The sequence below is a fragment of the Marinicrinis lubricantis genome (genome assembly GCF_042658665.1).
Lineage (GTDB): Bacteria > Bacillota > Bacilli > Paenibacillales > KCTC-33676 > Marinicrinis > Marinicrinis lubricantis.
Genome location: NZ_JBHSQV010000187.1, coordinates 145,701 through 161,294 on the forward strand (window position 1 = coordinate 145,701; position 15,594 = coordinate 161,294).

At 46.4% G+C, this 15,594-nt stretch carries 12 protein-coding genes; 2 read left to right on the forward strand and 10 right to left on the reverse strand.

Annotation, left to right across the window (positions count from 1 at the left end; translation table 11 throughout):
- The first annotated feature begins 36 nt into the window (after nucleotides 1–36).
- Nucleotides 37–780, forward strand: coding sequence for a response regulator transcription factor (locus ACFPXP_RS22550; protein ID WP_379896829.1), 744 nt, complete (start codon nucleotides 37–39; stop codon nucleotides 778–780).
- A gap of 125 nt (nucleotides 781–905) precedes the next feature.
- Here ACFPXP_RS22550 and ACFPXP_RS22555 read toward each other — a convergent pair whose 3' ends face one another.
- From ACFPXP_RS22555 to ACFPXP_RS22600, 10 genes are all read right to left on the reverse strand, one after another.
- Nucleotides 906–2,519 carry a glycoside hydrolase family 43 protein gene (locus tag ACFPXP_RS22555; RefSeq protein ID WP_379896771.1) on the reverse strand — a complete coding sequence of 538 codons (1,614 nt, stop codon included), beginning with the start codon at nucleotides 2,517–2,519 and terminating at the stop codon, nucleotides 906–908.
- 112 nt (nucleotides 2,520–2,631) lie between these two features.
- The gene (locus ACFPXP_RS22560) at nucleotides 2,632–4,263 is read right to left on the reverse strand and encodes a response regulator transcription factor (RefSeq protein ID WP_379896772.1); all 1,632 of its coding nucleotides are present in this window, start codon (nucleotides 4,261–4,263) and stop codon (nucleotides 2,632–2,634) included.
- Between the two features lies 1 nt (nucleotide 4,264).
- A complete protein-coding gene (locus tag ACFPXP_RS22565; RefSeq protein WP_379896773.1) occupies nucleotides 4,265–6,004 on the reverse strand; it encodes a sensor histidine kinase in 1,740 nt (579 codons plus the stop codon).
- Nucleotides 6,005–6,091: 87 nt separating this feature from the next.
- On the reverse strand, nucleotides 6,092–7,759 hold the full coding sequence (locus tag ACFPXP_RS22570; protein WP_379896774.1) for an extracellular solute-binding protein: 1,668 nt from the start codon (nucleotides 7,757–7,759) through the stop codon (nucleotides 6,092–6,094).
- A 493-nt stretch (nucleotides 7,760–8,252) separates the two neighbouring features.
- On the reverse strand, nucleotides 8,253–9,599 hold the full coding sequence (locus ACFPXP_RS22575; protein WP_379896775.1) for a GH1 family beta-glucosidase: 1,347 nt from the start codon (nucleotides 9,597–9,599) through the stop codon (nucleotides 8,253–8,255).
- A 106-nt stretch (nucleotides 9,600–9,705) separates the two neighbouring features.
- Complete coding sequence (locus tag ACFPXP_RS22580) at nucleotides 9,706–10,695, reverse strand: Gfo/Idh/MocA family protein (RefSeq protein WP_379896776.1); 990 nt, start codon at nucleotides 10,693–10,695, stop codon at nucleotides 9,706–9,708.
- A gap of 214 nt (nucleotides 10,696–10,909) precedes the next feature.
- The gene (locus ACFPXP_RS22585) at nucleotides 10,910–11,536 is read right to left on the reverse strand and encodes an SGNH/GDSL hydrolase family protein (protein WP_379896777.1); all 627 of its coding nucleotides are present in this window, start codon (nucleotides 11,534–11,536) and stop codon (nucleotides 10,910–10,912) included.
- 30 nt (nucleotides 11,537–11,566) lie between these two features.
- The gene (locus ACFPXP_RS22590; protein ID WP_379896778.1) at nucleotides 11,567–12,679 is read right to left on the reverse strand and encodes a GNAT family N-acetyltransferase; all 1,113 of its coding nucleotides are present in this window, start codon (nucleotides 12,677–12,679) and stop codon (nucleotides 11,567–11,569) included.
- A gap of 203 nt (nucleotides 12,680–12,882) precedes the next feature.
- Nucleotides 12,883–13,653 (reverse strand): sugar phosphate isomerase/epimerase family protein, encoded by a 771-nt coding sequence (locus tag ACFPXP_RS22595; protein WP_379896779.1) that lies wholly within the window; start codon nucleotides 13,651–13,653, stop codon nucleotides 12,883–12,885.
- Between the two features lie 189 nt (nucleotides 13,654–13,842).
- On the reverse strand, nucleotides 13,843–14,661 hold the full coding sequence (locus ACFPXP_RS22600; protein ID WP_379896780.1) for a helix-turn-helix transcriptional regulator: 819 nt from the start codon (nucleotides 14,659–14,661) through the stop codon (nucleotides 13,843–13,845).
- 69 nt (nucleotides 14,662–14,730) lie between these two features.
- Here ACFPXP_RS22600 and ACFPXP_RS22605 point away from each other — a divergent pair, with 69 nt between their 5' ends.
- Entirely contained in the window at nucleotides 14,731–15,561 is an 831-nt protein-coding gene (locus ACFPXP_RS22605; RefSeq protein WP_379896781.1) for a helix-turn-helix transcriptional regulator, read from the forward strand.
- The last annotated feature ends 33 nt before the right edge of the window (nucleotides 15,562–15,594 follow it).

Consider the following 15,594-nt stretch of genomic DNA (forward strand, 5'->3'; position numbering starts at 1 on the left):
CGCAAAAACAGTTGGGAGGTAACCATCGTGTATAAGATGCTGCTTGTTGATCCAGATCAGTATTGGAGAAAAAAGACGCAACATATGCCCGATTGGAAGGACCTAGGGTTTAGTTTAGAGGACATCGCCGACACGGCAGAAGACGCCTTAGCCTTATTCAGGAAACAACCTTTCTCGCTCGTCCTGATCTCGATGAAGGAGGAGCCGACAGACGGAATCGCGCTTTGCGCAAAAATCCGGTATCAAAGCCTCGTGCCCATCATCCTTATGGGCGGCAGCCGAGACTTTTATCTCGTACGAAAAGCAATGAGTTATCAAGTTTTTGATTATTTGCCGGATTCATTTCATCCGAACGAATTGGTGTCGAGCCTGGAGTCCGTCAAACGAGTGCTTGACTCAGATCCACTGCCTGATCAACAGCATCAGACCTCACAAGATTCTCGCAAGCTGCCCGATCCTCCGGCGGGCATTATCGATAAAGTAAAGGAATACGTCAGCCGAGAGCTTCATCAGCACATTACGTTGAAACAAATTTCCGACAAGCTGCACTACAACTGCGCTTACTTAGGGCAAAAATTCAAAACCCATGAGAACATGACCTTCAATGAATATTTGCTGATCCAGCGAATGGAGAAGGCTAAGCTTCTGCTCGAAAGGACCAATATGAAGGTGTACGAGGTTGCGAAGGAAGTGGGTTACACGGAAATGGATTGGTTTTACAAGAAATTCAAAACGTACACCGGCGTCAGTGCGAATATGTATCGAAAGAAATACCCATAAACGATCAAAGCGGCTGTTTTCCCGTAATACGCGTGAAGACAGCCGCAATTTGCTCGTACGCTTTCGCTCCTAACTAATAAGGGCCGTATGCCTCTCATTTATGAGAAGCATACGGCCCCCATCCCTTACTTGCTAAATTGCCAATCGTCGATCTGGATGCCCGTTACGTTATTTTCCCCTCGGTAGACCATGTACAAATCATGGATTCCTGATGCGCCTGTCACTTCCGTTTTGACTTCAGTCCACAGCGAGCCTTTCGCAGAAGGTACGTTGACCGTTCCGATGAGCGTGCCTTCTGGACTACCTAAACGCAGCTCAATGCTCCAGGGGCCTTCTCCACTCCGTACGGATACGATGAATTCAGCTGCACCGGTGCCGAAGTCCACCTTGGATACGGCTGTCCAATCCCCGTCATGAATGTCGGTCACTATGAATCGAGCAGAGTGGTCCTGATCCGCATCATTAGCAGTCAGCGGTTCCACCTTCACTCCTGCACTCCAAGCGATCGTCTCTGCTTCAACACGCTGATATGGATCAAGATGCTTAACCTGCTCTACGCCTTTATAATCTGCTATAATTTCTTGAATTGAACCGTCTTCACTAAAGTGAACCCGATTTAAGTGCGTCGATCGGTAGCCGTTAGGCACGCCCATCGCTTTGGACAATGTTTGGGCATGATATGCAATGTACCATGCATCGCGGAACTGGAATATGACATGATGGTTATTGCCGCCAATGCCGAAGAAATGGATTGGATTTTTCAGAATGGTTCCCTTGTATGTCCAAGGCCCCATCGGACTTTCACTGACCATATACGCAATCTCTCCTGGCGGCGGACTTCCTTCCGCCCGTTCCCCGTCGTAAAAATTCGTACAATACGTATAGTAGTACTTGCCGTCCACCTTATTGATACCGGAGTCCTCAAATAAATAAGGCGCAGGGATGGAGACCGCTTCTCCTACAACGCTGATCATGTCCTCGCCTAATGGCATGACACGCGAGGTGCCTGGCATTTCATGCTCCCCCTCCGGGATGCCTCCGCCGAAATATATGTAAGCTTTGCCGTCATCATCGACCAACACCGCTGGATCGAAGAGCCATGTCACGTCTTCCACTCCAGGTGTTTCCCGCGTAATCAGCGCTTTACCAATCGGATCAACCCAAGGACCGGTCGGACTTTCGCTGGTCAGTACGCCGATGCCGCTCGCATTGTTCGCAAAATACAGAAAGAACCAGTCTTTGCCGTCTATTACTCGATGAACAATAGCAGGCGCCCAAGATTGCGTCGCCCATTTCGCTGCGCCCTCCGGACCTGCTGCATCGATGACACCGTGGTCGGTCCAATTGACTAAATCGTCTGACGATATGACGGTAATTTTGTTGATCTTACCATAAGTGTTCTCTTTTACGTTGCCGGCGGCATCATACTCAAAAACGTCGTTCGTCATGTACAAATACACCCGATCTTCGTAGACCAGCGCATAAGGATCAGCCCCGAATTTATGAGAAACTAGCGGATTGCCGTTCGGCGGAACCTTTCCCACTGCGCTTGCAGGCGGTACAGCACGAACCTTGGATGCGGATCCGCCCGTGTCATTAGACTGTTTCAATTCCCCATTCATTTCCTTCGTCAACTCCTGTTCTGATTTCATTTCATCCGTGCTCAGCACAAGTAGAACAGCGGCGATGATGATACATCCAGCCGCTAACCCTATCCATATTTTCGCAGCAGAAAACAACGATCTACCACCTCCCCCTCGTCAAAGTGTACCGCCTGCTTCCAGAGGCAACAACCTGCCGAAGCGTGCATCATCACCCGGGAAATTATAGATCGTAAGCATCCTCGCTCCCTCATGAGCTCAGCGTGGTGGAGTCTCGATATTCTTGAGGTGTAAGTCCGGTCACCTTCTTAAAAAACCGAGTGAAGGAGTGGGCCGCTTCATAGCCGACAGCCGCAGCCACTTCCCGCACTTTCAAATCCCCGTCCATCAAGAGCTCCTTGGCCTTTCGAATCCGGCATTTATCGATGTATTCGGATAAATTCATTCCCTGCTCTTGTTTGAAAAAGCGAGATAAGTAAGAAGGGTTGAAATAATGAATTTCTGCAAGCTTCACTAAAGATAGGTCTTCATTGATATGCTCCTCAATATAATGGCAAATCCGCCGAATGACATGCGAGGCTCTATCCCGTTCATATAAGCTCTTCAGCTCAAATATCGCTTCAGCAATTTGCCGTAAATATTGAAATGCTTCGTTCATGGTGGCATGGTCATCAAGCCGCGTAAGCTTGCCATGGTCTTCTATTTTATCGTGCAATCCCATTCGGTTCATATAGGAAAGTAGTGCAAGCGCAACGCTATAATACGTCTCCGTTGCTCTCTGAATATTTCCGCCTTCATGGATCTGTGTGGCTCCCAAACATTCCTCAAGATCCTTAAAGAACTCCTCCCTTCTTCCCGCTTCGAGATGTGCAGCCATCATCTCAGCTTTATGGCTTGACATAGCGGCATCCTTACTAGCTGATGAATCGAACCCGCTGCAATGATCTCGCAGCACCATCGCGATTCCGTCTCCAATTTTTAGTTGTCCAAGCTGCCTAAGCCGTTCGTACCCTTTCGTTATGGACACCCAATCGCAGCATGTGCCGCTGATGATGAAACCCACTGTCAATTGAAGCTCTGACAGGCAAGCTTCTTGAATAAGCTCCAACGTCCCTTCCAAATAACGGAACAAATGACCGTCCACTTTCTCCTCAGCATATTGACACGGCTGAAGAAACCACAGCATATTGCCGTGCTTATCCACGATGCCTACACTGCGTATTTGATCCGATAAATAAGAATGCCATATCATTCTTGCCGTAACGAGGATCTTGCTTCTTTCGGTGTAGACCGTCCCTTCGGGGTAGGACAAACGTCCAAGGATAAGAACTACTGGACACCCGGGATCCAAATCAATATTTAACTGAGCAAAATCCTCCGCCAGCATTTCTGTATCCTGGCAAAACACATGGCTGTCCTGCAGCAGCTGCCGCATGTAATCCCCCTGCGCCATCAATTCGAATATTTGTTCGCGGGACCTCTCTGCTAATCGATCCATGCAGCTGCTGCGCCGAATATCTTGAATGACCTCCAATACCGTTTCGGTGACTTTGCCGTATCCTTCTGTCTTTAGCAAATACCGAACATTCGCCATCTGAATGGCCTTATATGCATAATCGAATTCGCTGTGTCCGGTGAGAAATATGATTTTGCATCTTGGCCAATAAGCATGAATCTCCTCAGACATCTCCAATCCATTCATTCCGGGCATCGCAATATCCGTAAGCACGATATCAATTCTTGTTCGAGCCATCCAATGCAGTGCTTCTTCGGCAGAATAAGCCTTGCAAACATCCAATTCATCGGGCAGCAATCGGCTGAACACTTCATAAAGGCCATCCGTAATAATTTCCTCATCATCTACTATCAACAGCCTATACATCCTAATTCTCCTCCTTCTGTTTGATTCGAATCAAGACCTGCAGACCGCCCAGCACACTTCTAGACAGAAACAATCCGCTTCCTTCCCCATAAGTCAATACAATACGCCGATGAATGTTAACCATCCCGGTCATCTCTTGGGATTCCGATGTCGCCGAAAATCTCTCGCTTAATGCCTGCAGATGAGCATCGTCCAACAAATTTCCGTTATCCTCAACGATGATGTCCGCCTCGCGAGGCTTCATATCGAACGTGACTCTTAAAAATCCCTCATCCGGCATTTTCTCTAAACTGTGCTCGTACGCATTTTCAATAATCGGCTGAATAATTAATCGAGGCACCCGGATTTGTTCCATTTCCACCGGCAGTTCATCGAACTGCACCTGAATTCGTCTTGAGAATCGAAGCTTTTGGATCTCTGTATACATTCGGGAGTGCTTAATTTCTTCTTTGAGACAGACTTCATCTTCCCCATTACGGGTAATAAACCTAAAATATTCTCCGAGCATATTCGTAAACAGCTCAATTCTGTCCACATCCCCGGTTTTGGCCAAAGAGTTTAAAATAAAAAAGCTGTTATATAAAAAATGCGGATTGATTTGAGATTGAAGCTGCTTTAATTCGGCCTTTTGCATCATCAGCTTTTGTTTGTAATCTTGATCAATCAAATTTTGCAGCTTCGTCAGCATTTGGTTGAAACGGTGATATAAATACCCAAACTCATCCTTTTGTTCATGCTGTATTTGAACGTTGAGGGCGCCTTCCTCCATTCTTCGAAAGCTTTGGATGAGAAACAGCAAAGGTTTGCGTACAAATTTGTAGGTAGAGTAAGCATAAATTACGATAGCACCAATGGATGTGACGGAAAACAGCCATGCCCATAAAGTAAATTTACTTAATGGCCTGCTGACGGTTTCTTCCGGCAAATACGTCACAACGGAGAATCCTAGTTCATCGGAATGGGCTCTATTTACTTGGTACTTTTTGCCGCCTGCATCTAATGAGAATGTATCATCCGTTTCCTTGTCCGCCGCATGAATATATTGAGGAATCAAATCGGCCCATTGTTCGGTGCTCGCCAAAGTAAACTTGGAGGTTTCCGAAATCAGAAATGACGAGCTTTCAGGATACATGCTGATTTGTCGTAAGGAATCCTTAAGCCTTTCCATATTCAATTCAATTTCTACGATAAATAAAGGCTCCTCCCCCTTCCTCCCGCTCCATTTCGAGACGCTAAGATGAAGTGAATCATCTCTGATCATCAGCCTGCCTCCATCCCTGCTCCCGCCGGAACGGAGTTCTTCGAATCGATCCTTTTCGAATTCTTGTAAGCCTTGGACAGCCGAGATCGTTCTATTGATAGATCGGATATGTAAATAGATATCTTGAATATAAGCACTGCTGCTTTTGATCGAATTGAGTCTTGATAGGATATTATTGATTTTTTCCTTTTTCTCAACGCTGTCCATCATTCCCCAAGTCACGGCAAGCTCATTCAGTCCGCTGTCCTGCAGCAAATCGAATTGCTGAATTTCCAGCCATTCCATTTCACGATTCAAATCTTTCAAATAATAGGATAACTGGGCCTGCATATTTCTAGATATCTCTTGGCTCGCATTTTGATGGCTCCAGTGGTATAAATAAATGCCCAGCAAGATCAGAGGGAGAATCACGAACAGATGCGTGATCACCAATCGAATAAAAATAGACTTGCGTATAGAATTAGCTGAAATTTTAAGCAAATTGACGCCTCCGATGTCTCATGAATGCATAGTATCAATGAAATCGTGCTCTAGTGTTAAAATGAATGAATCCTCCTATATTGCACCTCATGATGGACCGCCTTGATGTGCGTACCACTCGTTGACCTCTGACGTGATTTGGTCTCCACCGATCCTCTTCCATTCGTCAACAAATTGATCAAACTCGTCAATAGGACTGCCGAGAATGATATTGATATACGTGTCGAGCTGTAAATTATCCAGAATCATTTCTTTGTCTATCATCGTAGCTGTCGGGGCCCCGGCAAATTGATCAAATAATAGCTGATCGTTCCTTTCATACTGATCTAAAATCGCCATCGCGCCTTCAGGTCCATAGGTTCTCTCCCAACCCCACCCTGATTCACGGTCTTCATTCTCGGAAACATACAACTCTAGTTTTTCTTGAATAAATTTCGCCTCGTCCTCTAACACATCGGAATTGCCGGTTTTGCGAGCTTCCTCCAATTGACGAAACGCCTCCAAGTTTTTCATCGGCGGGAAAGGATTCACTGGGGATAACTGCCACACGGGAAGTAAAGTATTATAGTAAGTCTCATATTGCGCGGTATCTCCCCAATTTTTTTCCAAATACAAATTAAACAGCTTCACGATCGCTTCAGGATGTTCGTACCCTTTCCTTACGGCCCAATACCGGTCCGTGCTTATACGAAGCGGCACCTTTGCTATTTCTCCAGCAGCCGATACGATAGGAAACGCCTGCCACTGTGCATTCGGATCATGCTCACGACTCTCTTGGACGACAAACGAACCCCATTGCTCCCCATACATCATTCCGATTTTTCCTGCCGCTATCTGCTTCTTTACTTTCACGCCATCCTTAAACGCGAATTCATTATCGATTTGACCTTGAGCATACATCTTTTGAAGTACCGCCAATGCCGTTTTTACCTCGGGTTGAATCCCCCCATATTCGAGCTTACCTGATTCATCCTCCACCCAAATCCTTGGAAATGCATCATATCCGGCCATAAAGCCCGTTGCGCTGAGTACGGGATCCCATAAATAATAAGTCAATGCGAGTCCGTATGTATCATGCTTGCCGTTACGGTCTGGATCATTCTCTGTAAACGCTTTCGAAATTGTCAATACGTCTTCCATCGACTTCGGGGGGAGTAAGCCTAGCTGATCCAACCAATCTGTCCTGATCCAAATATACATGGCTCTTTCAATGGAGGAGTCGTTCTGCGGAATCCCCATCAACCTTCCGTCGATCGTTGCCGTCTCCAATGCCCCAGGTCCTTCTTGTGTTAAAACTTGCTTCGTAAACGAAGACGCATACGTTTCATACACTGAAGTTAAATCTTCAATCCATCCAGCGTTGGCGAGCTGTCTCAATTGCTGTGCATTCACTTCAACGACATCAGGAATGTTGCCTGATGCCAGTGCTGCGCCTAGCTTTTTATAATACTGTTCACCTTGATCGACCCAATTGTAAGTTATTTCAATCCCTAACACTTGTTTATACAGCCTGCTCCACCTGTTATCTTCCAAGGTTTCATCTGGCAGACCGTTCAACAGTTGTTCCAGGTTATCACTCATCTCTCTCACGAACGTGATTTCAATCGGTGGATCGTATGGACTTAACCCAGGCTCTTGATAAAGGAAGGAGGGATCCGTCTTGGTTTGTCCCTCGTGGTTCGTGATGCCGTTTTGCTCGCAAGCCGATAAACTTTGAACAAACAATAATGCAATAAGCAAAAGTTTGGTCTTCATCCATTTTGGCATCCGCAACGGTTACCCCATTTCTTAAGATTTGTAAGACTTCATGAGGGCTGACATTTTTATTATCCAAGGAACTCCGATTGATGGCAACGTTCATTTATTTACTTCCTTATCCAATACTTTACGAATATGCTACATGCAGAGGATTGAAGGAAGAAACCACGACGTCAGCAGCTTGGAGGCTGCCGCAACCATCACCCTTCAATCGAATCTGCTTCCTTTGTATCCAGTGCATGCTCACTTCCCAACTGCCCGCAGTCGTAAATTCCCCTCGTCCTCAGACCAGTTGCTCTGCCAGACTCATACCCAAATCCATACGCTCAAAAAGAAGATTGAAATCATTGAAGAACGTTTCAAGTACTCGTTCTCACTTTGTTCACGCAACCCATCTACCTGCATCCTAGAGAGGACCTCCTTCACACAAACGAAAAAAGGGCCGTCCCATATCATGAATACATGATTAGGAACAACCCATTTTCACTAATTAGCGAATATCGAGCCAGTTCGTGCGCACAAGATGTCTATACCAGTAGAAGCTGTCCTTTGGTGTACGCTTCAATGTGTTATAATCAACATGCACGAGGCCGAACCTTTTGCTGTAGCCTTCTGCCCATTCGAAATTATCCATGAACGACCAAGTAATATAGCCCTTCAAATTGACACCCGATTGAATGCAGCGGTTCAGCTGAATAATATGCTTTTGCAAATAATCGATCCGCTTTTGATCTCGTACTCGGCCATCGACAGGACCGTCATTGTAGCAGGCACCGTTCTCGGTAATGTATATCGGCACCGGACCGTAGGTTTCGGTCAACCACGTTAACGTCTTGTAAAGACCTTCCGGATATATGTTCCAGCCGATGTCGGTCTTCTCATACCCCTCATCGATTTCTTCGCAGTCGAAATCTTCGAAGTTCTCCTTATAGCGAGCCAAGGAACCGGAATAATAGTTGATGCCTAAGAAGTCAATCGGCTCTTTGATGATCTCCATATCGCCAGGTTGGATATTCACTTCTGCACCTTTTTTCTTGTACCAATCCACCATAAACTGCGGGTAAGAGCCTTTGAATAATGGATCCAAGAACCATTCATTATACCATGCTCTTTTTCTTCTAGCCGCTTCCACATCTTCCTTGCGATTGCTGTATGGCTCGTACCAGTACAAGTTCGGCGCAATCCCGATTTGCCCTTCGATGCCCAGCTCTCTGAACATCCGAACGGTCTTGCCGTGCGCGACGAACAGATGATGAGCTACGTCCAGTGCCAGCTGCAAATCCTGATTTCCCGGCGCATGTGCACCGATATAGTTGGAAAGCATCGAGACACACCAAGGCTCATTGAACGTAATCCAATATTTGATTTTGCCCTGAAACTCTTTGAACATCGTTTCTGCATATTGCAGATAGGCGTCGATCGTCTCCCGGTTGTTCCAGCCGCCTTTTTCCTGCAGCGCTTGCGGTAAATCCCAATGGTACAATGTACAGTACGGCTCAATTCCGTTTTCGATCAGCTTATCAACGAAACGATGATAATATTCAAGCCCTTTCGGATTAACCTCACCCGAACCTTGAGGGTAAATTCTTGGCCATGCAATGGAAAAACGGTACGCCTTAATGCCGAGTTCCTTCATCAGTGCAATGTCTTCCTCGTAACGATGGTACGAATCACATGCAATATCTCCATTATCCCCATTAACGACTTTACCCGGCGTGTGGGAGAAAACGTCCCAGATGGACAGTCCTTTACCGTCTTCGTTCCAGGCACCTTCAATTTGATACGATGCGGTTGCGGCTCCCCAAACGAAATCTTTAGGAAATTGTATAACGGACATGTTGTACCTCCTACTTTGATGATTGATTAAACAAACTAAGTCCTTTATTCATGAAACCACGTTATCCGTCAATTTGCAACATCTTTTACAGATGCATTTTTTTTGATTACTCTTCTCCAGGATAACGAAGGCCCCACTGCGCTCGGATTTGATCGAGTGTTTGCATAATTTGCTGCGTTTCGTCCAGCGGCATGATGCTGCTTTCCGTGCGTCCTTCCCGTAAACAGGACATCGCCTCGATCGCTTCAAAATTGTATCCGCTCGTCTCGCGTTCGCACTGGAACGGAACCGGCTCCTCGCCCTTCACATGCAGTGTCGCAGCACGGCTGAAGAGAAAATTCGGCACATGAATGTAGCCTTTTTCACCGTAGATATAAGCATCATTCACCATATCTAAGCGAACGGCTCCCCCAAGCATTGCTTTTTGTCCACCCTCGTATTCAAACAACAGTGAAAACCGTTCATCTACACCTGTTTCACCCAAATAAGCGCTGCTCATGATTTTGCTAGGCTGCTGTCCGTATACCATGGACGCGAACGAAACGGGATAAATTCCAGCATCCAACAATGCACCGCCGCCCAATTCTCGATTGAGCAGACGTCCTTCCGCCTGATTGCCGATATCAAACCCAAAATTCGCCTGTACTAGCTTTACTTCCCCAATGAGCCCTTGCTGGAGCCATTCTCGAACCTTGACGATCGGCGGAAGGTAGCGAGTCCACATGGCTTCCATTAAGAAAAGCTGATTTTCCCTAGCATAGGAGATCAACTCCTTGGATTCCTGCGCATTGATTGTGAATGGCTTTTCACACAGTACCGCCTTTCCTGCACGCAAGCAAGTGAGCACATTGTCTTTATGTGCGGGGTGCAGTGTTCCGACATACACGATATCAATATTCGGATCATTCGCCATTTCCTCGTAATCGCCGTAAGCTTTAGGAATATTGAATTCCTCAGCAAACTTCTCTGCCCTCTCCATGGATTTTGACCCGACAGCGACGAGTTCCGCTCCTTCGGTCTGCTGCAAATCCTTCGCAAACGTCGAGGAAATATAGCCGGGGCCCATAATTCCCCATCTGATGTTCTCTTTAACCAATTTCCATTCCTCCCATGATTTATGATGGATAGAATCGCATGATGTCCTTCATTTTAACCGATTTAACTTAAACAATATATCAAATGGCACCGCCCGAATGAATGTATGATTTATGTCTAAAATCGATGGCAATAAGGCCGCTTTATTACAATGAAGGGTGTCCCGGATACTTAGAGCCAACATGAGACACCCGGTTTGTCGAATCTGCTGATCTTTATTTCGCTCCTACCGCCTTCAACCATGCATCCGCCACTAATGCGCTGCCCGCAGGAGACAGATGCACGCCGTCCGGCGCCCAATAAGCCGGTTCCCTGCTTACAGATGCCTCCGCGAATAACCCATCTAGCGGAACGTAAGCATCGGCGAACTCTCTGGCAAGCTCCCGCACTGCGGCGATTTTCGGATCGAGATCCTCCCTCCACTCTTTCTGCTGCTCACGAACAGGCAGAACGAACGGCTCGACCAGCACAAGCTTTGGATTCAGAGCATCCTTCGTCTGTATAATAAGCTGACGGTAATTCGTGTAGAAATCTTCTGCTGAAGTAGGATTGCCTGAATCGTATCTGCGCCAAGTGTCGTTAATTCCTATATAAATAGAAACGACGTTCGGCTTCAACGCCAAGCAATCATCCTGCCAGCGCCGCTGAAGGTCCGGCACTCGATTACCGCTAATTCCTCGATTGAAAAACTTCACTTGGTGACGGGGATATTTGTATGAAAATTCAGCTGCCGCCATGAGAGCATAACCATTGCCCAAGTCATCTCCGTTGTCTCTATTTCTTCCGCTGTCGGTAATGCTGTCCCCTTGAAACAAAACAATATCATTCTCTTGAATAAGCATCGTCATCTCTCCTTTGCTTCCGATTGCTGATTATACGAAATTTAGTCCACACGTATACGGGAAAGGCAGCGGGAAAGCTCCATCCCATTGCTTCTGGAATTCGGCAGGCATCGATTGCGGTTGTACTCCTGAAAAAATGCACGCAGCGAATTCGGAAGCCGACATCTTCTTCTCGCCATCTGACCACTTCAAGCTCATTTCATCCGATCCGATGTGCTCGGCTGCAAGCTCGGCCGAATGATAAGTCATTAAATAAGGTTGAAGCTGCTCAAGAAGCCTTTGCGCATTCAAAACTTTCACCGTGCCGCTGTTTGCTATTTGCTCTGAAGGATATGTCGAAAGCAGCTTATTTAATTCGTGTTCATAGCTCATGACCGGCACTTCCAGCGCATTCATATGATGCCTATGAACAGCCGTAAGCAGCAGCTGACGAACTGCTTCTTCTTCTCCCGCCCACTCCATAGCTCTCCCATGCTGTCCATCCTTTGTCGGAGCAGCAATAACCGCAAAGGCAACTACTCCCCGGCCATCCTCGGCGAGTAAAATATGCTGCTTCTGATCAATACAGCTGCTAAATGCTCCCCCTCCAATCAACTGTGCTACATCCCAAGGGCTGTGAACGTAACGAACGGCTCTACTAGAAGCAAGTCTGCTGATTCGAAGCAGATCATTCGAATGGTACTCCCGAATCTGGTATCTTGGCTGTCTCTGATCCGCATCCTTCGAAAGCACATATTTCCTGCCTATTCCGAACGGTACGCATTGCTTACGTAAGTAGAGAGAACGATCACCTGACACAAGAAGCAGCGATGCACCCGCTTTATCTGCGTAATCCACGACGAGATCGAGCAGCTTGCTCGCATGGCCAGCTCCCCGGTGTTCTGGATTCGTACAGACGGCACCAATCGAATATACAGATAGCAGGCTTTCATGAATCCGTATGAAATTCGGCACCAGCCCGATAAAAGAAACCAGCTCGCCTTCCACGAATGCACCAAAGGAATGCGCCATCGATGAAGAAAAAACATGCGGAAATGCTTTACCCATGGAAATTTGTTCGTCATTTCTAAACGTTGCATCCGCTAATCGTACAGCCATCAGCAGCTCTTCCGGCCGCACCATCCGATATTCCGTCATCGCCATCACAGCCTCATTTCATTTTTCAAATTAAAGCACTTATTGCCTTCTCTAGAATATTTCACCATCATCCGTTTTTTTCCTTTTAATTTTCCAAATCCATCTGTGCTGTTTAAGAGAAAATAATATTCTTGCAAGAGATAGAAATATAAAGGGATTGCCCCGCCGCTGCAATATACAGCAGGACAATCCTCCTTCAATCCCATATATTAAGCGCGATAGACCAAATTCATATCGGACAAATTGTCCTTCATCCACTGAATGCTGTTCGCGATGCTTTCCAGTGAAGGCTTCTGGCAGAAATCCTGCTCAACAAGAAGCCACTCGGCATTCGTCTTCCGAGCCGCCTGAGCAATCGCTTTCAAATCCACTTCACCTTGACCCAGTTCTACCGTAAGCGGCCCTTCATTCTGCTTCTTTACATCCTTGAAATGTACAATCGGCAATCGGCTGCTGTATTTATCGATATACGATACAGGAGAGTAGCCGGCATAATGAACCCAGCATGCATCCAGCTCAAGTGACAGCAGACTGCTGTCTATCGCTTCCATCATCGCATCGAGCACAGGTATTCCCGAAGTCTGCTGCGTTAATTCGAAATCGTGATTATGATAGCACAATGTGATGCCCTGCGCATTCGCAGCCGGAGCAATCTCTTTTATTGTTTCGAACAGCTTCGGCCAGTTTTCATTTCGCCACTCGTCACCAACGAAAGGAATAGAGATATACTTCGCACCGACTTCTTTAATGTAACGAATTTCGCCTTCCGCATCGTGAAGCAATCTGTCTAAAGATACGTGACTGCCTGCTGCGACCAATCCTAGTCGATCCAGCTCAGACTTCATTTCCGCTGAGGTTAAACCGCCATAGCCTGCAAATTCAACGCCAAGATAACCCAATTCAGCGATTTTTTCAAGAGTGCCCACGAAATTTTTTTCCAGCTCATCGCGTACGGTATACAGCTGTACTCCTACTTTCACAAGAGATTCCTCCCTGTTTTTAAAAATGAATTGAACCTGCTTCTATTTCAACATATCTAGTCTTCCCTGAACATGAAGGATGTAACTTAAACATGAACAATCTGGTCATTTTTATTTCGTATGCTGTATAATGAATAACAATAAATTCACTGCGGATAGCTAAATAACATATATATTCAGCAAAATGAATCAATGCATTTTACGAAAACGGTGCGGCGACACCGCTTCGATATTCTTGAACAATTTAATAAAATAGCTCGTATTTTCATAACCGACCGAAGCTGCCACTTCTTGAATTTGCATCTCTCTCGATGTCAAAAGCAGCTCCTTCGATTTGCTGATTCTTTTTTGTGTGACATATTCCATGGGACTCATGCCGAGCAGCTGCTTGAACAATGTGCATAGATAAGATCTTGTGACGGGGATCAGCTCAGCTAACATCTGCAATGTCAGGCGCTCTGCATAATGTCTCTCTATGTATTGCAGCACTGGCGTTAACGGTCCGGCCGCTTCATCCGCCCGCATACTTCCGGGGCTGGCAACCCATAAGCTCAACCGGAGCAGCATCTCGTACATGATCGGTGAAGCTTTATATTGTCCGTGAATTTCATGCTGGAGCACATCCTGAATACCGTACAGCTTAGCCAGCATATACTGTGGATCTAAAGCGGCATACACTCCTGAAGTGCGAATGCCATGCTGTTCGAGTACGGAATGAACGGCTTCGCCGTTGAAGGAAATCCAAAACACCGACCATGGCGATGTCATCGCCTCATAATGATGGCTTTGCCTTGGAAACAACAGCATGCCTTGTCCCGGCTTTATTTCGTATTCTTTTTCATGGATATACAGTTTACCGCTTCCGCCAATACATTGAATCCATTGGAAATCGGAGAATTCCTCTCCTCTTGTCATCGGATTTTGATGATCCCATTCGCCTACCGTCGTCACATAGACGGGCAGCTTTCGGTCCACTTCGGATAATATAGGAAAAATATGCTTTTTCATATACGACAGCTCGCTTTACAAGGGCCTTTTCTTCTTTCAAATCAACCTCCCAAGGAGGCATTCTGAATCATGCATTACCCCACACTTGGCTGCGAGGTGCTTTCCTCCGGATATTCTTATCATACGAAGCCTTTCCAGGCGATGATGAAGGAAGGCTTTCCGTTTTATTTAATTCGCATTCAAACGGAAGGCTTCAGCCGTTCCATGATTGACGGCGATATGGTGCAAATCGTTCCAGGCGACCTGCTCTTCATCGCCCCTTCGAATCCATACATTTTAAAGATAGAGGAAGAACAGCACGCTGATGGACACAGCTATATTTCCAGCGGCGATTATTTCATCTTCTTCAAAGGCGAATGGATCGACGCTTGGTGGTCGAGAGTGAAACCGAAACCAAAATACCGAGTTCCGTTGGACGGCGATATCGTGCAATTGTTGAAACAGCTTACGAAAGAACAGAGAAAGCTGGGTCAGCGCTCTGCAGAAATCCTGGACTATTTATGCAGAGTACTGCTGCTCACCATCGAGCATGCACTAACCGAACAACCGCTCTATTCCGGCAACTCCTTTATTGCATACCAGATGAAGCAGTTTGTTCAAGATCATGCCTTCTCGACCTTTAAGCTTTCGGACGTAGCGGAGCATGTAGGCATCAGCGTTTCTCGGGCCGTGCATTTATTCAAGGAGGTATACGGTGTGAGCATTATGCAGTACGCACTTGACGTTCGCCTCGATATGGCGAAGGAACGCATTGTATACAGCCTGATGACCTTGGAGCACATCGCCGAAAGCTGCGGATTTCAAAACTATACTTATTTTCATCGCGTATTCAAACGCAAATACGGTGTGTCTCCCAAACAATTTCGCGGACGAAACAACGAAGGAGAGAGGGCGACCTAGCAACGAAATGTGTTCATTCTCCTCGAGCATTAT